The following is an 18,121-nucleotide window of genomic DNA, read 5'->3' on the forward strand; positions in this document are numbered from 1 at the left end:
ATTCCCCGAGGGGCCGTGGCCGTCTACCGCGCGGGTTCGAGGACGACGACCGGGATCTGGCGGGTGGTCTTCTGCTCGTAGTCGGCGAAGCCCGGGTACGCGGCCTTCTGCGCGGTCCAGATGCGTTCCCGCTCGTCGCCCTCGGCGACTCTGGCGACGAGATCGACCTTTTCCACGCCGATCTCCGCTTGGACCTGCGGATTGGCGAGCAGATTGAAGTACCAGTCGGGATTGGTGGGCGCGCCGGCCTTGGACGCGAACACGGCATAGCCGCCGTCCATCTTCTGGTACATCATCGGGTTCACCCGAGGCTGGCCGGTCCTGGCGCCCACCGTGTGCAACAGCAGCAGCGGCGCGCCGGCGAACTGGCCACCCACCTGCCCACCGTTGGCGCGGAACTCCTCGACAATCTTGTCGTTCCAGTCGCTCATGACGTCTCCTCGTCCGTGTACCGGATCCTCGACGCAATTCTGGCAAACACGACCGTGGCCTGACGTAGCGACACGGACAAGCGCCGATGTACCGGTCGTCGGGCGGGCCCCGCCCCGCGGATGATCGCGAGCGCGGCGTGAGGGTCCGGCACGGACAATGCTGCGGGCTTCCTGGTTCCGTCACATGAACCCCGTGGTGCTGCCATCGTGGGTGGCGACAAACGTGATGCCACAAGCCGGCGATGAGAGCGGTGCTGCGGTGGGCCTCGCTGACGCCGGAGGCACCGGCCAACAGCGGGGGAAGCCATGGCGGAGAACCATGATTCAGCAGTGCGGCGCGGTGCGCCCCAGCGGCACGTGATCGGGAAGATGGCGGCGGTCGCGGGTCTGGCTGTCGCAGCCGCCGGCGCCGTACCGGCCGTGGCCCGGGCGGCGTTGCCGCCCGGCTGCACGCAGAGCGGCCGTGCTGTGACCTGCGCCTTCGGGTTCACGGGAGCCGAGCAAACCTTCGTCGTGCCGCCCGGCACGACGTCCCTGGCGGTTACCGCGATCGGCGCCGCGGGCGGCGGCGGCTTCCTGTTCGTCGTGCCCGGTCGCGGTGGAGTCGCTTCGGCCGGCCTCGCCGTGACGCCGGGCTCGAGCCTGTACGTCGAGGTCGGCGGAGTGGGTGGAGACCTCACGGACGGTGGTGCTTCGGGCGGGGCCGGCGGGTTCAACGGGGGAGGGCGGGGTGACGGTGGCGATCCTGGGGACAACGGGATGCCCGGCGGTGGCGGCGCGAGTGACGTGCGGACCGTCAGTGGAGGCGCCGACCCGGCAAGCATCGGGCTGAACTCCCGCTTGATCGTGGCCGGTGGCGGCGGCGGTACCGGGCGCCACGGCAGCGGGGGAGACGCTGGTCAGCCCGGCGGCGCGAGTGTCGGTGCGGGAGGCCAGGCCGGAACGCAGGCCGCCGGAGGTGCGGGGACTCCGCCGGGGACGGACGGGACGCTGGGCCGGGGCGGCCTCGGCGGCCCGCCGCCCGACTCGACGGTCATTTTCGAGAACCGTGGTGGCGGCGGTGGCGGCGGCGGCCTGTACGGCGGCGGCGGTGGCGGCAACCAGGCGGGTGGCGGCGGCGGCTCGTCGTACGTGCCCGCGGGCGGAACGACCGGCGTGACCTCCGACCCCGCCTCGGTCGTGATCTCCTACCAGGTGCCGTACACGTTCAGCGGCTTCCTTCCGCCGACGGTCAACCCGCCGGCTGTCAACTCCGGTAACAGCGGACGCCAGTACGCGCTCGAGTGGCAGTTGCGCGAGCCCGATGGGGCGTTCGTCTCCGCGCTCTCCGCGGTCACCTCGCTCACCTACAAGCCGACCAACTGCGCCGCGTTCAGCACCGACCCGGTGGGGTCGATCGAGGCTGCCACGTCGGGCGGCGGCCTGACCTACAAGGCGAAGACCAACACCTATCAGTTCCCCTGGAAGACGCCGAAGGCCACGGGCTGCTACACGCTGTTCCTCACCCTCGACACGGGTCAGGTCTTCGCCGCCTTCTTCAGCCTGCGGTAGTTCGCGGCCCTGTCCGTACGCACAGTTTGAACTGGATGCCGGTGACCACGAGGATGTCGGCATGATGGGCGACGTACGCGACCGGATTCTCGGGCTGCTGAGCAGCGGACCCGCCACCGTGGCCGGGGTCGCGGCGCGGCTCGACCTGCCCGGTGGGGTCGTCAGTTACCAACTCAAACTGCTCGAACAGGCCGGGCTGGTCTGGGTCGGCGCGTCACGCACGGTGCACGGCGTGCCGACCCCGGTGTACGTGAGCACGGCCGCGGCGGTTCCGCCGCCACTATCGGCGCCGGCGCCGTTGCCCGGACTGACCTGGACCGGGACGGGCCGCTTCCCGGCCCCGGTGTGGACGACCGCGGCCCATCCGGGAGGTTCGGCCGCCGAGCCGGGACCTGCTCCGGCGGACGACGTGCCGGCCTCCACCGTTCGGCCCGAGCGCGCCGATTCCGACGTGCCGTCCGCGACACCGGGGGTCGCCCGGGTCACACCGGAGGCGAGCGGAATGATCGCGCCGACACCGGGGGCGGGACGGGGCGGCGGCGCGATTCCGACCCCGCGCATGACGGACCGGGATCCGCGCCTGGTCGACGTCCGCAGGGTCCCGCTCGACGACGCGACGTTCGCCGAGTTCGCCGCCCGACTGGAGGCGCTCACCCGCGAGTTCGCGGCCCGTGCGACGCCCGGTTCGCCGGCCGCCGAGGTCGCCATCACGTTCTACCGCCCGCCGGGGGCCGGGGCGTCCGGCTATGGATCCTGATCCGTTGTGGACCGGCGCACCGTCGCGGCGTCCCGTCCGACGAGCAGGTCCGGGAGTCTGAGCAGGAACTCCACGAGCGTCAGCGCCAGCTGCACGGTGACGATCATCGCCCCACCGGAGATCATCAGGATCACCAGGGCGACCAGCGGGATCATGACGGCGCCGGGCAGGGCGTCCGCGTACCGGAGCCCGGCGACGGCGAATCCGCCGAAGACGCCGAACGTCGAGACGAGGATCACCGGTTCCTGGATGCGTTCGAGCCATCGCTCGGCACGGTCGACGCGATCCGCGGCACGTCCTCGCAACGACGGCATGTCCCGATCATGGCAGCGGCCGCCAACCCGCCCACCCGCTCGGTCCAAAATGTCTGCGTTATTCGCCACCGCACCACCGAGCCGGGCATGACACCGCTGCGCGGTGACGCCGACGAGGCGTAGCGCACTACGGCGCAAGTCGCCATGGGCGTTGCCGACGGAAAGGGTATGACGCACGGCCACGCCATCACACCGCGGCGGCGTAGTCCGCTCGATGACCGGTCCATCTCCGGCAAGTTGCTGCCGCGGCTGTTCCTGCCCACCGGTCTGGCCGGCGTAATCATCGGACTTTCCAATGTCGACGGCTATCGCTGGTCCCTGCTGATCCGCGGATTGATGGCCTGTGTGATCGCGCTGGCGATGTGGCGGGTGAACTGGGACCGCATGCCGCGTCAGGCGTTGCGGATCATGGCGTACGTCGGCGTGGTGATGATCGGGTTCGGGGCGGTGACCGCTCCGGAGACCTACTACCTGGTCATGCTGGACTCGGCCGTCGGCCTGGTGTGGGCGGGGTTCACCCTCGAACGCCGCGACGTGGTGGCGCTGTCCGCCATCATGGCGGTGCAGACCCTGGTGACGGAGTGGCGGCTGTTCCCGGCGTGGACGGCGATCTGGCATTCGGTGGCGATCTGGCTGCTGCTGACGACCCTCTGCGTCGTGATGCACTGGCTGCGCCGGTTGCTCGACGACAGCGCCGCCCAGGTGGCCCGGGCGCAGGCGGAGATCAGTGAGCTGCAGGTGCGGACGTTGACCGAGCAGCAGCAGGCGGAGGCGCAGCGGGCCGAGGCGGCAGCGGCGCAGATGGCCGAGCAGGCTCACCTGCAGCAGCAGGTCGCCGCGCAGGCGGCGGTGCTGGCCCAGTCGGCCGCGGAGGTCAGTCAGAACACGACGGTGGCGGCGACCGCGGCGGAGCAGATGTCGTGTGCGTTGCAGGATCTGTCGCGTACGGCGCAGTCCACCGAGGAGGTCACGGTGGCCGTGGTGCGGCAGGCCGACGACGCCGCGACGGTGATCAAGGCGTTGGCGGAGTCCAGCGCGCAGATCATGGCGGCCAGCGACATCATCCAGTCGATCGCGGCGCAGACGAATCTGCTGGCGCTCAACGCGACGATCGAGTCGGCGCGTGCCGGTGAGAGTGGCAAGGGCTTCGCGGTGGTGGCCAACGAGGTCAAGGAGCTGGCCCGCCAGTCCGGTGAGAACGCGGACTCGATCAACCGCACCCTGACCGAGGTCCGCACGCAGGTCGACGCTGCGGTCGCTCAGGTCACGGAGATCGCCGGAAGCATGAACACCTTGTCGTCCCACCACAGCACGCTGGCCGCCGCGATCGAGGAGCAGTCCGCCGCCGTCGCCGAGGTGACCCGTACGGTCACGCAGACCGCCGGCGAAACGCAGACGATGGCCCACGGAATCCGTACGTTGGAGCAGATCTCCCGGAACGCCGCCCCGGTTACCGATTGACGTCGTCCGTCATTCCTTGGCGTCCGGGTGCCGCTCATCGATGTACCTCTTCGGGTACGGGACGAGCGAATCCTTGCCACTCTTTATCGCCTCGAAGTCCTCGACGACCTGCCGCAGCGCGGTGTCCTCGGCGATGTTCGAGGAACTCCATACCTGGGCGTCCGTCAGCCGGCCTTTGATGGTGCCGTACTGGGTCGCCAGTTGCCGCGCTTTGCCGGCCGCTTCGGAGTAGTTCTTTACCCTCGGGATGATGGCGCAGGCTGCGGCCGAGAAGGCGGCGGCAGAAGCCATGGTCTGCGCCCACCAGGAATTCGACTCGGTCAGGAATCCCCAGATGGTGAGGCCCGTGACCATGCTGAGGAATGCCGCCGCGAGCGCGTAGGTGTCGGCCTTGCGCTGCATCTCGTTCGCGTATCTGGGTAGGCGGATTGCCCAGTACTTCGAACTGTCCAGGCATTCGTCGATCCGGTCCCGGCTGATCGGCGCGGCGGTCACCGTCGGCCGCGGCAGATATGCCTGCGGAGGTGGTCCACCTGCCGGATTCGCTGGCTGTTGCGGCATTGCGGCGGGGGGTGCAGGCGGCGGCGGGGCCGCGTACATGTTCGGCGACTGCGGGACGGACGCTTCCGGAGTCAGGATTGTCGGCCCTGCGGAGTTGTTTGTTCCGCCTCCCAGTATCGGCGGCGGCCCGGAGGTCGGTTTCGGTCCCGGAAGGATGGGGCCGTTGGGGGAAATGGGTGGTTCTTCTGCTGTTTGCGGCGCCCTGGCCATGGAAGCTCCCTTCGCTAGACAAACGCCTGCCACATGCGGTGAACAGCAGGCTCCATCCAGGGGGAGTGGACACAGGTACTGTAGCCACCGGTTCACGGCTAAGGAGGGGTTTCTGCCCACTTGGTCGGCTACGGCTCTGCTGCGCTCTCACGCGCGTACCCGCCTTTTCCTGTCTGACTTTTCGAACCCGTTTCCGTCCTTGGTGGATGGAGCCGTGACACGCTTGCCTAAGTCTCGACTTATATACCGCTGGCCTGATAGCTTGGCCGGGTGCACGCGTTCGACGTGCTCGGCGACCCCATTCGCCGGCGCATCCTGGAGCTGCTCGCCGACGGCGAGCAGACCTCCGGCGCCGTCACCGAGGTCATCCGGGCCGAGTTCGGCGTCTCCCAACCCGCCGTGTCCCAGCACCTGCGGGTGTTGCGGGACAACGGATTCGCGACCGTGCGCGCGGCGGGCGCCCGCCGGCTGTACACGGTGGACGACACCGGGCTGCGGCAGGTGGACGCGTGGCTGGGGCCGTTCCGCCGGTTCTGGACACCGCATCTCGCCGCGATGGCCACGGAGGTGGCCCGGGGCAAGCGTGCGCGCCGCCTGGCCGCCGGCGGGTCGCGCGCCGACGACCCGCCGAGCCGGGCGCGCACCACAGCCCGAAACACCGAATCCGACGTTCCTGGAGCGACTCATGATTGATGCGAAAGAGCAGATCAGCGCCGTGCGCCGCACACTGGGCAGCCGGGTCCTGGAGGCCGGTGAGGCCCGGGTCCTCACGATCAGCCAGGTGTACGACACCGACATCGACGACCTGTGGGACGTGGTCACCACCGCCGAGCGGATCGGGCGCTGGTTCCTGCCGGTCTCCGGCGACCTGCGCGAGGGCGGGCACTACCAGCTGGAGGGCCAGGCCGGCGGCACGATCACCCGGTGCGACAAGCCGCGCTCGTACGCGGCCACCTGGGAGTACGGCGGCAACGTGAGCTGGATCGAGGTCCGGCTCATCGCGGAGAGCGCCGACCGGACCCGGTTCGAGCTGGAGCACGTCGCCCACGTCGAGGACGAACTCGCCGATCAGTACGGTCCCGGCGCGGTCGGCGTCGGCTGGGACTCGGGGGTGCTCGGCCTGGCCAACCACCTCGCCGACCCCGCCGCGCCGCGCGACCCGGAGGCCATCGCGGCCTGGATCGCGTCCCCGGAGGGCCGGGAGTTCATGCGGCTCAGCAGCGAGGCGTGGGCCGAGGCCGATATCGCGGCGGGCGCCGACCCGGAGCGGGCCCGCAAGCAGGCGGCCCAGACGTACGCCGCCTACACGGGCGGCTGAGCTGCGCCGCCTCGGCGTTCAGGCGGTGTGCTGACTCTGATCCGGGACGGAGGTCCGGGGCTGTGGCACGGCCGCCGGCAGCCGGTCCGGTTCCGGGTGGGTGGTGGCGGCGGTGAAGCGGCGTACCACGCTCTTGCCCGCCGCCTTGGCGGCGTACAACGCGAGGTCGGCCTCCCGCAGCATCCGGTCGATGCTGTGGCCGGCGCCGCGCGCGGTGGTCATGCCGACGCTGGCGCCGACCCGTACCTGTGTGTCGGAGGTCGGCACCGGTGCGGCCAGGCGGCCGATGATGCGCGCCGCGATCATCTCGGCCTCGCCCGGATCGTGCAGACCCGGCAGCAGCACGGCGAACTCGTCGCCGCCGAGGCGGGCCGCCGTGTCGGTGCCGCGCAGCGCGCCGGGCAGGCGCTCGCCCACCGCCACCAGGACGGCGTCCCCGGCTGCGTGGCCGAGCTGGTCGTTGACCGGCTTGAACCCGTCCAGGTCGACCAGCAGTACGCCGGTGTGCTCGTCCGGCCCGGCGGCGGCGAGCGCATCGGCGGCGCGGCCGTGGAACGCGGTGCGGTTCGGCAGGCCCGTCAGCGCATCGTGGTGCGCGGCGTGGCGCAGGCGGTCCTGCTGTTCGTCGAGGTCGCTGAGCAGTCGCTTGATGGTGAGCAGGCTGAGGAACTGGCGCAGCATCGCCAGCCCGGTGCTGCTCAGCAGCGCCCAGACCAGCACCGGGCTCAGGGTCCCCGAGCGCAGGTACAGGCCGCTGACGGCGCAGATGGCAAGCGCCACGGGCACGTACGGCAGGGCGGTCCAGAAGCCGGCCAGCGCCCGGCGGCCGGAGGCATCCGCCGCGCCCACGGTGCTCTGGCCGGCCAGGGCGACGAGCAGGCCGCCGGTGAGGTACAGCGCGCCGACGCCCATGGCGTACCAGGGTGCCCGTTCGGTGGCGTTGTGGGTCGAGCCCACCGCCGCCAGGGCAAACAGCGCCAGCGCGGCGGCCAGCACGTGCAGCGCGCGCCCGTCGGCGCTGGCCCGCAGGCGGGACATGAGGGTGAGCGCCAGCGCGGCCGCGATGATCTCCGGCAGCAGGGTCAGGACGAAGGTCAGCTGGCTGCCCAGCGGCAGGGTGGCCGTGGCGGGGGCGATGACGAACTGCCAGACCAGGGCGAACAGGGAACCGGCGACCGTGGCCACGTCGATGACGTGGGTGGTCCCCGCCATGACGCCGGGCAGGGCCGGTGCGGCCAGGGCGATCCCGACCAGGGCCACCGTGGCGGAGGCCACGGAGAGCAGGTCGGCCAGGTTGGGCTTGGCCGGCGCAAGGCCGAGCGCCGCGTACCCGGTGTAGAGGGTGTAGGACGCGCCGAGCAGGAGGGAACCGGCGATGCCCAGCCGCCAACCGGCCCGTTCGCGCCCGGCGTGGGCGCGGGACTGCCGGAGGAAGCCGAACGGGGCGAGGAATCCGGCGATCGCGGTCGGCGCGCTGGCCAGTACGAGGCCGAGCCGGAGGGACAGCAGCGGCAGGACCAGCTGCAGTGCGACGCCCGCCAGCACGGCGGCCACCACAGGGGTGGCCATGCGGTGCCTCAGCGCGCGCAACTTGCCCCCCGAACGTCAGCTGTTGTCGCTGCCCATCGACGCAGGACGTCGGGACTTGAGGGTACGCACTGTGAGCTGGGCCGGGAAATACGACGGCGGCTCCGCTTCCCGGGGAATGCGGAGCCGCCGTCTATCAGCCGTTCAGCAGTTCGTGACCTTGCGGTCACTCGTCCACTTGCAGGAGTCGATGGTCCTGGTGCCGAACCGCAGGTAGGCGGTGTCGCCGCCGTTGTTCCACACGTAGGCGCTCTTGCCCCAGTACCGGTCCACCGAGTTCGGCTTGCCGTTGGTGCCCTTGCCCGTGTGCACATAGACGTTCTTGCCCGCGCCCAGCGAGAACGAGCTGGAGAACGTGTACGTGTTGCCGGCCGCGTCCCGGACGGTCCACCCCTTCAGGTTGATCGTCTTCGACGTCCTGTTGGTGAGCCGGAACCACTCATTGTTCAGCCCGGTCCTGCCGTGGTACTGGATCCTGGTGAACTGGACGTCGCCCGCCTTCGGCCCGGCCGGCGCCGGGGGCTTGGGCGCCGGCGGCGTGGGCGTCGGGGTCGGGTTGGTGCCGAACACCTTGATGGTCTGGGCCGGTGAGTGGTTCGGGAGGATCGCGGTGCTCGTGTCCTCCCCGATGTACGCCCGGTAGGTCCGCGAGGTGCCCTCGCCCTGGTTCGTCAGGTCGGTGGCGTAGTTGCCGGACAGGTCGGTCCTGCCGCTGGCAACGGTCGTCCAGGTGCCGCCGGACTGGCGCTGCATCTGGACGGGCAGGTTGTCCTGGCTGGGATTCGCGGCGACCGCTACGGACACCGTGCCGTCCGTCGTCGAGGACAACGTGAGCGTCGGAATCACCTTCACCGACACCGTGACCGTGTTCGAGTAGTCCGGGCTGTCGCCCTCTTTGACCTTGAACAGGAAGCCGCTGTCGACGTACCGGTGCATGGTGAACGCGCCCGAGCTGGAAGCCGTGGCGGTCACCGGGGCGCCGGTGTCCCAGTTGATGGCGACGTAGAAGTCGTTGAACACGTACGCGGATTCGTACAGGGTCACCGTGGCGCCGGGAGTGGCCTTGCCGGTGATGGCGATCTCCGAGAAGCCGACCGTCGAGGCGGGCGCCGAGATGGTCGGCACCGTGGCCGCGTGCGCGGGCAGGCTGAACGCCGCGGCGGCGAGGCAGGTGGCGGCCGCGAACGCGGCCAGGGTGATGCGGCGGGCGCGTCGGCCGGTCGTGACCGACGTGTCGCGAGAACGCATTGACTTGTCTCCTTCGGCGGTTCGCGACCGGGCACCTGGAGGCGCGCGGCAACGACCGCCGTTGTGGGCGGTTGGTCGCCGCAGCCTAAGTGTCTGACTGTAGGTAGTCATACATCTCGGTGGTTGCCCTTGCTGGACGCTCGGCCGATCCGCCTGGCCCGTACGGCCTCACCTGCCAGATGCGTCACTCGCCAGGGCGGCCGACTCGGCTCCCAATTCCGATATGTCATGACTCTCGGTAATTGTCGCTAGTCACGTTGAGCGAGTTGTTACGGTGGGGTCCGTCATGTCTGAGGATCTGGAGGACCGGTCCCTGCGCGCCGACTGCGCGCGCTGCGCCGGCCTGTGCTGTGTCGCACCCGCGTTCGCGAAGTCGTCGGACTTCGCCATCGACAAGCCTGCCGGGCGGCCCTGCCCCAACCTGGGCGCCGACTTCCGCTGCGGCATCCACGCCCACCTGCGCGAACGCGGCTTCGGCGGATGCGTCGTGTTCGACTGCTTCGGCGCCGGCCAGCAGGTCACCCAGGTCACCTTCGGCGGGCGGGACTGGCGCGCTCAGCCGGAGCTGGCCGGGCCGATGTTTGCGGCGCTGCCCGTCATGCGCCAGCTGCACGAGCTGCTCTGGCTGCTGACCGAGGCCATACGCCTGACCGCCGCGTCGCGACTGCACGACCGGCTGCGCGCCGCCCTCGCCGAGACCCGCCGGCTCACCGAACTTCCCGCCGACGAGCTGCCGCCCCTGGACGTGGACGCCCAGCGCAGGCGGGTCAACCCCCTGCTGCGACAGGCCAGCGAATCGGCGCGGGCAGGGCTGCGGCGGCGCCCCGACCACCGGGGCGCCAACCTGATCGGCCGTCGGCTGGGCCGGGCCGACCTGCGCGGGGCCGACCTGCGCGGCGCCCTGCTGATCGGGGCCGACCTGCGCGGTGCCGACCTGCGGCTGGCCGACCTCACCGGCGCGGACCTGCGCGGGGCGGACCTGCGCGGCGCCGACCTGGCGGAAGCGCTGTTCGTCACCCCGGCACAGATTTCCGCGGCCCGGACTGACGAGACCACCCGGCTCCCGAGTTCGCCGCGAACCGCCGACGGACCGTCTCCCCGCGCCGTGGATGCTCCGGGCGGTTCACCGGCAGCGCGCCCGGCAGGGACACGGTCTGCCCGGCGCCGCCCTCGTGATTGCTGAACTCCGGACCGATCAGCAGCCGGGACAGCAGCCGCGCCTGCGGCGTGGACAGGTCCAGCTTGTCCGCGTGGTCGATGCGGAACCGGGCGACGGCCTGGCGTACCACGTTGGCCAGGCGGTCGGCGTCCCGTACTGCCTCCACGTCACCGCCGGCCAGCACGAGCGCGGGCCAGCTGCCGTCCGGCCCCGCGCAGACCAGCTGGACCTGGCTCGTCGACCCCACCCGCGCGGTGCCCGGCGCGCCGGGCTGCACCCGCACATGCCACGGCCACTGCCAGCGCAGCTCGCCCGAGGAGACCTCCAGATCATCGGGCGAGACCGACGATGTGTACGCGTACCGCAGGCGTTGATCCGTCACCAGGATCTCTGTCGACTCCGGCACGGCCCAGCGGGGCAGTGACGCGGCCCGGTCGAAGGCGTACTCGGCGACCGCGGCCCGGCCCCGCCACAGGACGCGCTCCCCGCCGCGCAGCGGAGCGAACACGTCGGGAATGGGCGGGACGGACATGGCGGCCCCCTCCGCGTCGCGGCCACGGCCCCGAGGCGGGACCGCCCTGATTACAACCGCGCCCTCGAGCCGCCGACAAGCGGGCGACCCCGACTTTTGCCGGATCACGGAACCTCGGCGCGGCGGGGCCCCAAAGGTTGAACTTTCGGGCGACCCCGGCCGTACCCCGTCAGGCGCGTGAGCCGAACAGGCCGTCCGGCGGCGCGGGGGACGGCACCGCCGCGTCGTCGGTCACCGCGGTGGCGCCCCCGGTGAACCGGTCCAGATCCGTCTCCACCCGCCCCGGGAACCAGTCACCCGCGGCGCGCCGGGCCAGCTCGGGGACCGGCGGCGGCGTACGCCCCGCCAGCAGCACCAGGTTGCCGAAACGGCGGCCCCGCAGCACCGCCGCGTCGGCCGTGACGCAGGCCTGCGGCAGCACCGCCCGGATCGTGGCGACCTGGGCGCGCGCGTGTCGCAGCGGCGGGCCGTCGGCCACGTTGGCGATCAGGAAGCCGGTGGGTGCCAGCACGCGGGCGATCTCCCGGATGAACTCCACCGAGGCCAGGTGCGCCGGGGTGCGGGAGCCCGCGAAGACGTCCAGCACCACCACGTCGTACCCGCCGGGGCGCATGCCTGCCAGCTCGGCGCGGGCGTCGCCGATCCGTACCCGGATCCGGGCGGACGACGGCCAGGGCAGCGACGTACGGACCAGGTCCACCAGCGGGCCGTCGATCTCCACCACACGCTGCGCCGAGCCGGGGCGGGTGGCCGCGACGTACCGGGGCAGGGTCAGCGCACCGCCGCCCAGGTGGAGCACCCGTAGCGGCCGGCCGGGCGGGGCCACCAGGTCCAGGGCCGCGCCGATGCGGCGCACGTACTCGAATTCCAGGTACGTCGGGTCGTCCAGGTCGACGTGCGACTGCGGGGCGCCGTCCAGCAGCAGCGTCCAGCCGGTCCGGCGGTCCGGGTCGGGCACCAGCTCGGCCAGGCCCGACCCGACGGTCGCGGCCCGCCGCTCCGACCGCCTGCGCTGCGCCACGCGAGGCAGTATGCCGGTCGCCCCCGGGCCACCCGACGCCGGACACCGGAGCGGGTGAATGTGAAGTGGCTTTGCGCGAAACGGGCATCCGGCGTGCCCGTCGCGTTCCACACTGACCGGGCGGCGCCGTCCGGGGTGGACGGGCCGGGGCGGGGGTGAGCGATGTCGGGCAACGCGCCGACCGAAATCGTCGGCGATGCGGCGACCGGGATCGTCGGCGGTGCAGCGACCGGGATCGTCGGCGAGGGGCAGGCCGGAACCGTCGGCGCCGGGCCGATCCACGCCCCGCTGCGGATCCGCCGGTACGCCTCCGACGAGGGCCCGGGCTACTGGCGCTGGGACTGCGCCGACTGCGGCGAGTACGGCGGCGGCCGACACCACACCGACGCGGTCACCCGTGCGATGCGGCACTGTGGGGAGCACCCGCAGCACCGCTCGTCACTGCTGCCACCGCTGCGCTGCCGCCAGCCGGAGCCCGGCCCGGGCCTGCACCCGATGCTGTTCGCCGTCGACGACGACCCGCCGCCCCCGCCGCTCGACATCTGATCCCTACGGCTGGGTGTCGCCCTGCCCGGTACGCTTCTGCGCCTCGTCCACACCCCGCGCGATCTGATCGGTGTACTTGTGGCCGGTGTGCTCGTCGACCGCGTCGCCGACCTTCTCCAGCGCCTGGTCGACCAGCTCGTCGTGGTTGTCGGCGAACTCCTTCGCCTTGTCCAGGAAGCTCATCGCGGTACGCCCTCCTGCTCATCGGTGGACCGGGCCTGCTCGTCGGCGGGCCGAGGCTGCTCGTCGGTGGGCCGGGGCGCACCGAGCACCTCGGCGACGCGCCGGATCCGGGGGTCGGCGCGGATCTGTTCCAGGCTAGCGGCGAGCGGCATGCGCCAGTTCGGATACTCCCGCGTGGTGCCGGGCAGGTTCGGTTGCTTCAGCTCGCCGAGTACGTCGTACAGGGATGCCGTGACCAGGCGGCACGGGGTCCGGGCCAGGAACGCGTGCAGCGCCTCGACGATCTGTTCGGGGCTGCTCTCCGGGGTGATCAGGCCCTCGGCCCGCAGCGCCGCCAGCAGCCGGGCCCGGTCCTCGGCGGCCTGACGTTCCTCCTGCGCCACCGGCCCGGTCAGCAGGCCCAGCTCGGCGCGGACCCGCACCTGCTCGCCCCGCAGGAAACCGGCCGCCGTCGGCAGATCGTGAGTGGACACGCTGGCCAGCGCGTTACGGGGGTAGCGCCCGGCCGGCAGGTAGCCACCGTCCGGATCATCGCGGTCGCGGGTGAACCACAGCACCGCCGAGCCCAGCATGTTCATCCGGGCCAGGCCCTCGGTGACCTCCGGCAGCACGGTGCCGAGGTCCTCGCCGACCACCACGGCACCGGCCCGGTGCGCCTCCAGCGCCAGGATGCCGAGCATGGCGTCCGGGTCGTAGCGCACGTACGTGCCCTCGGCGGGGCCCATGCCCGGCGGCACCCACCACAGCCGCCACAGCCCGGCCACGTGGTCCACCCGCAGGCCCCCGGCGTGCTGGAAGATGCGGCGCAGCATGTCCCGGTACGCCGCGTACCCGGTCTCGACCAGCCGGTCCGGCCGCCACGCGGCCAGCCCCCAGTCCTGGCCGAGCTGGTTGAACGCGTCCGGCGGCGCGCCCGCGTGCACCCCCTCGGCCAGCACGTCCTGCAGCAGCCAGGCGTCCGCCCCGCCGGGGTCGATCCCCACCGCGAGGTCGTGCACGATGCCGACCGGCATCCCCGCCGCGCGGGCCGCCGCCCCGGCGGCGCCGAGCTGCGCGTCCAGCAGCCGCTGCAGCCACACGTGGAACGCCACCCGGTCGCGCAGGTCGGCGCGGGCCGCCGCGACCTCCGGGGTGTCCGGGCGGCGCAGCTCGGCGGGCCACTGCCGCCAGTCGGGGCCGTGCCGCTCGGCCTGCGCGCAGAACGTCGCGAAGTCCGCGAGGCCGGGGTCGGCGTCGACGTCGACCGCATCGGCCAGCGGCCAGAGCAGTTCCAGGGCCGCATGTTTGGCTCGCCACACGGCGCTGTAGTCGATCAGGCCGTCCCCGGCCGCTGCCGGGCGCAGCGCGTCGATTCGGGACCGCAGCGCGTCGTCCGCCCGCGCGTACTCGGGCGTGTCGGCGATCCGCAGATACAGCGGGTTGGCGAAGCGGCGGCTCGACGGGAAGTACGGCGACTCGGGCACCGGCAGTGTCGGGGTGGGGGCGTGCAGCGGGTTGAGCAGGACCAGGCCCGCGCCGTGTGCGACGTCCCGGACGAAGGTCGCCAGGTCGCCGAGGTCGCCCATGCCCCAGGACGCGGCCGAGTGCAGCGCGTACAGCTGGAGCATCCAGCCCCAGGTCTGCGGCGGTTCGGGCAGCGCCGTCGGGACCACGACCAGGGTGGCCTCCTGACCCGCGCAGCTCATCCGGTGCCAGCCCAGCGGCAGGTCGGCCGGGACCATGCCGGTCACGGTGCGCCGCCCCCCGTCCTCGGTGACGATCGTGGCGGGCGCCGCCAGCGGGTACGTGCGCCCGTGGCGTACCACCACCGTGCCGGGGAGCCGCCGTTGCCGCCGGGCACGGCGCACCGCGGCCAGCTCGCGGGCGACCCCACCGGGGGTACGGGCGTCGACACCGAGCAGGCCCAGCACCGCCGTCACGGTGGCCGGGGAGACGTCGCGGCGTTCGCTGTGCCAGTCCTCGTACCAGGTCGCCACGCCGTGCGCCGCGGCCAGCGCCGCCAGATCAGCGTCCATTCCGCTCCCTTTCCCGGTGGGTTCCGCCCCCTACCCTGCCGGACCGGCGGCGGTTCCGCGCGTATCGGTTGCGGAGCTGCGCCACCATGTACCCATGTCTGCTGCAATGGCATGGTGGTCGCGGCTGACCGCGGCGGTGACCGGTGCGGTCCTCACGCTGGTGGTGCCCGTGCATGCGTGGGCCGCCGGTAACGGCGTCGGAGACGTGGCGATCGAGGCGGTCAAGTACCGCCGGCGTCGTTCCGGCTTCGGCTTCTTCGGCTTCTCCGCGCTGTGCTGCCTGCTCGTGGTGGGGTTGATCGTCCTGATCGTCGTGTTGATCATGCGGAGCCGCAAGCGCCGCTGACCGGGGTCACGTCCAGTTGAGAGTCCGCTCGACCGCCTTGCGCCACTGGGTGAAGTCGCGCTCCACCTCGGCCCGGTCCCGCTCCGGCCGCCACTCGGCGTCGCGTTGCCAGTTCGCCCGCAGCGTGTCGGTGTCCGGCCAGAAGCCGACCGCCAGCCCCGCCGCGTACGCCGCGCCGAGGCAGGTCGTCTCCGCGACGACGGGCCGCACCACGGGGACATCGAGGACGTCCGCGAGGAACTGCATGAGCAGTTCGTTGCCGGTCATCCCGCCGTCCACTTTGAGCGTGGTCAGCGCGGTGCCGCTGTCGGCGTTCATGGCGTCGACCACCTCGCGGGTCTGCCAGCCGCTGGCCTCCAGGGCGGCGCGGGCCAGGTGGCCGCGGGTGACGTAGCCGGTGAGCCCGACCAGCACACCCCGGGCGTCGCTGCGCCAGTGCGGGGCGAACAGCCCGGCGAACGCGGGCACCAGGTAGCAGCCGCCGTTGTCCGGCACGGTCTTCGCCAGCTCCTCCACCTCGGGCGCGGTCCGGATGAGGCCGAGGTTGTCGCGCAGCCACTGGATCAGCGAGCCGGTGACCGCGATGGCGCCCTCCAGCGCGTACACGGCGGGCTGGTCGCCGATGCGGTAGCCGACCGTCGTGAGTAGACCGTGGCCCGAGGTGACCGGGTCGGTGCCGGTGTTGAGCAGCAGGAAGCTGCCGGTGCCGTAGGTGCATTTCGCCTCGCCGGGAGCGAAGCAGGTCTGGCCGAACAGCGCGGCCTGCTGGTCGCCCAGGGCGGCGGCCAGCGGCACCCCGGCCAGCGGCCCCTCGGTGATCTCGCCGTACACCTCGCTGGAGGAACGGATCTCCGGCAGCATCGCGGCGGGGACTCCGGTCGCGGCCAGGATCTGCGGGTCCCAGTCGAGGGTTTCCAGATTCATCAGCAGCGTACGGCTGGCGTTGGTGACGTCGGTGAGGTGACGGCCGGTCAGCTTCCAGATGAGCCAGCTGTCCATCGTGCCGAACAGCACCTCGCCCGCCTCGGCGCGCTCCCGCAACCCGGGTACGTTCTCCAGCAGCCAGGCGAGCTTGGAGCCGGAGAAGTACGGCGCCAGCGGCAGCCCGGTGCGCCGCCGGAACTCGTCCTCACCCAGCGCGGCGGCGAAACGGCGCAGCTGCTCATCCGTACGAGTGTCCTGCCAGACGATCGCGTGGTGCACGGGCTTGCCGGTGTCGCGTTCCCAGACCAGCGTGGTCTCGCGCTGGTTGGTGATGCCGACGGCGGCCAGCTGGTCGGCGGTGATCGACTCGACGGACAGGGCCTCGCGGACGACGTAGTCGACGCATTCCCAGATCTCGTCGGCGTCGTGCTCGACCCAGCCGGGACGGGGGAAGATCTGCCGGTGTTCGCGTTGGGCGACGGAGATGACCGTGCCGTCGGCGTCGAAGACGATGCAACGCGAGGAGGTGGTGCCCTGATCGATGGCGGCGACATATTCCTTGGTCACGTGTGAAACCGTAGGCGAAAGACCGGCGGCGCGGGGCCGCCGGCCGTTCACGATTTTCGTCAGGCCCTGCTCCACTTCTGGTTCGCCGTGCCGGCGCAGTCCCAGAGTTGCAGCTGGGCGCCGTTGGCGCTGTTGACGTCCTTGATGTCCACACACCGGTTCGCGGAGACGTTCACCAGGTCGCCCGCGGCCGACAGGGTGAACCGTTGCACCGGGTTGCCGTTGCAGGTCACCAGCTGGATCGGGGTGCCGTTGCCGGTACCGGCGTTGGCCGGGTCCATGCACTTACCCATGGCGCGCAGCGTGCCGTCGCTGTTGAACGTCCACTGCTGGGCGGCGGTGCCGTTGCAGTCCCACATCTGCAGGCGTGCCCCGTCGACCGGGTTGGCGCCGGGGATGTCGATGCAGCGGCTGTTCAACGCGGACTTCAGTGCGCCGCCGCCGGTCTCGTTCCAGGCCGCGATCCGGACGAAGTCGACGAGCATGGTCTGCGGGAAGGCGGTGCCGGCGTCCGGGTTGCCGGGCCAGCTGCCGCCGACCGCCACGTTCATAATCATGAAGAACGGGTGGTCGAAGACCCAGGTGCCGGTGACGTTGGCCGGGGTGACCCGGAAGTACTCCTGGCCGTCGAGGAACCACACGATGAGGTTCGGCGACCATTCGATCGCGTACGTGTGGAAGGCGTCGCCCAGCGGCGCGCCCAGCGTGCGGCCGCCGCCGATGCCACCGGCGCCGGAGTAGCCGGGGCCGTGCACCGTGCCGTGCACGGTGTTGGGCTCCTTGCCGATGTTCTCCATGATGTCGATCTCGCCCGAGTTGGGCCAGCCGACGCTGCCGAGATTGTCGCCGAGCATCCAGAACGCGGGCCACATGCCCTGTCCTTTGGGGATCTTGATGCTTGCCTCGAACCGGCCGTACTTCTGGGTGAACTTGCCAGAGGTCAGGATCCGGCCGGAGGTGTACGTGCAGGTGCCGTACCAGCACTGGTAGTTGGCCGGGTTCTCCTTGCGGGCGGTGATGGCGAGGTGGCCCTGGCCGTCGCGGGAGACGTTGCGGGTGGAGTTGGTGTAGTACTCCAGCTCGCTGTTGCCCCAGCCGCTGCCGCCGATGTCGAAGTTCCATTTGCTGGAGTCGATCGCGGAGCCGGCGGCGCCGTCGAACTCGTCCTGCCAGGTGATGGCGCCGACGGCGGCGTCGGCCCGGTCGTTGCGGGAGACGGCGCTCAGGGCGCCGGCGAGGGTGGTCGCGACCACGGCGGCCGCGAGCAGGAACCTGGTTGTCCGCATGGGGGATTCCTCCGGGGAGAGGTGGACATGCGTTAACAACCTTTTTATAAGTTGTGTTAACAAGTCAACCCGTTGCCGGTTCCGGAACCGGCAACGGGTTGCGA

Annotated in this window: 18 protein-coding genes; 8 read left to right on the top strand and 10 right to left on the bottom strand. The window is 71.6% G+C overall.

What is annotated here, in order from left to right; translation table 11 throughout:
- Positions 1-23: 23 nt before the first annotated feature.
- On the bottom strand, positions 24-431 hold the full coding sequence (locus ACMCNN_RS03710; RefSeq protein WP_412744771.1) for a nitroreductase family deazaflavin-dependent oxidoreductase: 408 nt from the start codon (positions 429-431) through the stop codon (positions 24-26).
- A gap of 330 nt (positions 432-761) precedes the next feature.
- On the opposite strand from ACMCNN_RS03710, the gene ACMCNN_RS03715 reads away from it, so the two are divergent.
- Together ACMCNN_RS03715 and ACMCNN_RS03720 are read left to right on the top strand one after the other, a co-directional pair.
- Positions 762-1,982, top strand: a complete 1,221-nt coding sequence (locus ACMCNN_RS03715; RefSeq protein ID WP_412744772.1) for a PxKF domain-containing protein — start codon at positions 762-764, stop codon at positions 1,980-1,982.
- A 61-nt stretch (positions 1,983-2,043) separates the two neighbouring features.
- On the top strand, positions 2,044-2,739 hold the full coding sequence (locus ACMCNN_RS03720) for a helix-turn-helix domain-containing protein (protein WP_412744773.1): 696 nt from the start codon (positions 2,044-2,046) through the stop codon (positions 2,737-2,739).
- On the opposite strand, the gene ACMCNN_RS03725 is transcribed toward ACMCNN_RS03720, so the two are convergent.
- A complete protein-coding gene (locus tag ACMCNN_RS03725) occupies positions 2,727-3,053 on the bottom strand; it encodes a hypothetical protein (RefSeq protein WP_412744774.1) in 327 nt (108 codons plus the stop codon). The two genes, ACMCNN_RS03720 and ACMCNN_RS03725, sit on opposite strands and share 13 nt — an antisense overlap.
- Positions 3,054-3,221: 168 nt before the next feature.
- Here ACMCNN_RS03725 and ACMCNN_RS03730 point away from each other — a divergent pair, with 168 nt between their 5' ends.
- A complete protein-coding gene (locus ACMCNN_RS03730; protein ID WP_412744775.1) occupies positions 3,222-4,514 on the top strand; it encodes a methyl-accepting chemotaxis protein in 1,293 nt (430 codons plus the stop codon).
- Positions 4,515-4,523: 9 nt separating this feature from the next.
- On the opposite strand, the gene ACMCNN_RS03735 is transcribed toward ACMCNN_RS03730, so the two are convergent.
- Complete coding sequence (locus ACMCNN_RS03735; RefSeq protein WP_412744776.1) at positions 4,524-5,009, bottom strand: hypothetical protein; 486 nt, start codon at positions 5,007-5,009, stop codon at positions 4,524-4,526.
- Between the two features lie 546 nt (positions 5,010-5,555).
- On the opposite strand from ACMCNN_RS03735, the gene ACMCNN_RS03740 reads away from it, so the two are divergent.
- Both ACMCNN_RS03740 and ACMCNN_RS03745 read left to right on the top strand, forming a co-directional pair.
- A complete protein-coding gene (locus ACMCNN_RS03740) occupies positions 5,556-5,978 on the top strand; it encodes an ArsR/SmtB family transcription factor (RefSeq protein ID WP_412744777.1) in 423 nt (140 codons plus the stop codon).
- Positions 5,971-6,603, top strand: coding sequence for an SRPBCC family protein (locus ACMCNN_RS03745; protein WP_412744778.1), 633 nt, complete (start codon positions 5,971-5,973; stop codon positions 6,601-6,603). The genes ACMCNN_RS03740 and ACMCNN_RS03745 overlap by 8 nt, the downstream gene beginning before the upstream one ends.
- An 18-nt stretch (positions 6,604-6,621) precedes the next feature.
- On the opposite strand, the gene ACMCNN_RS03750 is transcribed toward ACMCNN_RS03745, so the two are convergent.
- Both ACMCNN_RS03750 and ACMCNN_RS03755 read right to left on the bottom strand, forming a co-directional pair.
- Complete coding sequence (locus tag ACMCNN_RS03750) at positions 6,622-8,172, bottom strand: diguanylate cyclase domain-containing protein (RefSeq protein ID WP_412744779.1); 1,551 nt, start codon at positions 8,170-8,172, stop codon at positions 6,622-6,624.
- A gap of 162 nt (positions 8,173-8,334) precedes the next feature.
- A complete protein-coding gene (locus ACMCNN_RS03755) occupies positions 8,335-9,438 on the bottom strand; it encodes a lamin tail domain-containing protein (protein ID WP_412744780.1) in 1,104 nt (367 codons plus the stop codon).
- Between the two features lie 286 nt (positions 9,439-9,724).
- On the opposite strand from ACMCNN_RS03755, the gene ACMCNN_RS03760 reads away from it, so the two are divergent.
- Entirely contained in the window at positions 9,725-10,621 is an 897-nt protein-coding gene (locus ACMCNN_RS03760; RefSeq protein ID WP_412744781.1) for a pentapeptide repeat-containing protein, read from the top strand.
- A 677-nt stretch (positions 10,622-11,298) separates the two neighbouring features.
- On the opposite strand, the gene ACMCNN_RS03765 is transcribed toward ACMCNN_RS03760, so the two are convergent.
- A complete protein-coding gene (locus ACMCNN_RS03765) occupies positions 11,299-12,150 on the bottom strand; it encodes a spermidine synthase (protein WP_412744782.1) in 852 nt (283 codons plus the stop codon).
- Positions 12,151-12,312: 162 nt separating this feature from the next.
- Here ACMCNN_RS03765 and ACMCNN_RS03770 point away from each other — a divergent pair, with 162 nt between their 5' ends.
- Positions 12,313-12,696: a hypothetical protein gene (locus tag ACMCNN_RS03770; protein WP_412744783.1), complete on the top strand. Its 384-nt coding sequence runs from the start codon at positions 12,313-12,315 to the stop codon at positions 12,694-12,696.
- Between the two features lie 3 nt (positions 12,697-12,699).
- Here ACMCNN_RS03770 and ACMCNN_RS03775 read toward each other — a convergent pair whose 3' ends face one another.
- Both ACMCNN_RS03775 and malQ read right to left on the bottom strand, forming a co-directional pair.
- Entirely contained in the window at positions 12,700-12,879 is a 180-nt protein-coding gene (locus tag ACMCNN_RS03775; protein ID WP_412744784.1) for an antitoxin, read from the bottom strand.
- Entirely contained in the window at positions 12,876-14,894 is a 2,019-nt protein-coding gene (gene malQ, locus ACMCNN_RS03780; RefSeq protein WP_412744785.1) for a 4-alpha-glucanotransferase, read from the bottom strand. The genes ACMCNN_RS03775 and malQ overlap by 4 nt, the downstream gene beginning before the upstream one ends.
- A gap of 94 nt (positions 14,895-14,988) precedes the next feature.
- Here malQ and ACMCNN_RS03785 point away from each other — a divergent pair, with 94 nt between their 5' ends.
- Positions 14,989-15,240, top strand: coding sequence for a hypothetical protein (locus ACMCNN_RS03785; RefSeq protein ID WP_412744786.1), 252 nt, complete (start codon positions 14,989-14,991; stop codon positions 15,238-15,240).
- 6 nt (positions 15,241-15,246) lie between these two features.
- Here ACMCNN_RS03785 and glpK read toward each other — a convergent pair whose 3' ends face one another.
- A complete protein-coding gene (gene glpK, locus ACMCNN_RS03790) occupies positions 15,247-16,731 on the bottom strand; it encodes a glycerol kinase GlpK (RefSeq protein WP_412744787.1) in 1,485 nt (494 codons plus the stop codon).
- Positions 16,732-16,790: 59 nt separating this feature from the next.
- On the bottom strand, positions 16,791-18,017 hold the full coding sequence (locus ACMCNN_RS03795; protein ID WP_412744788.1) for a family 16 glycosylhydrolase: 1,227 nt from the start codon (positions 18,015-18,017) through the stop codon (positions 16,791-16,793).
- Between the last annotated feature and the right edge of the window lie 104 nt (positions 18,018-18,121).

The sequence above is a fragment of the Krasilnikovia sp. MM14-A1004 genome, from assembly GCF_047159485.1.
Lineage (GTDB): Bacteria > Actinomycetota > Actinomycetes > Mycobacteriales > Micromonosporaceae > Actinoplanes.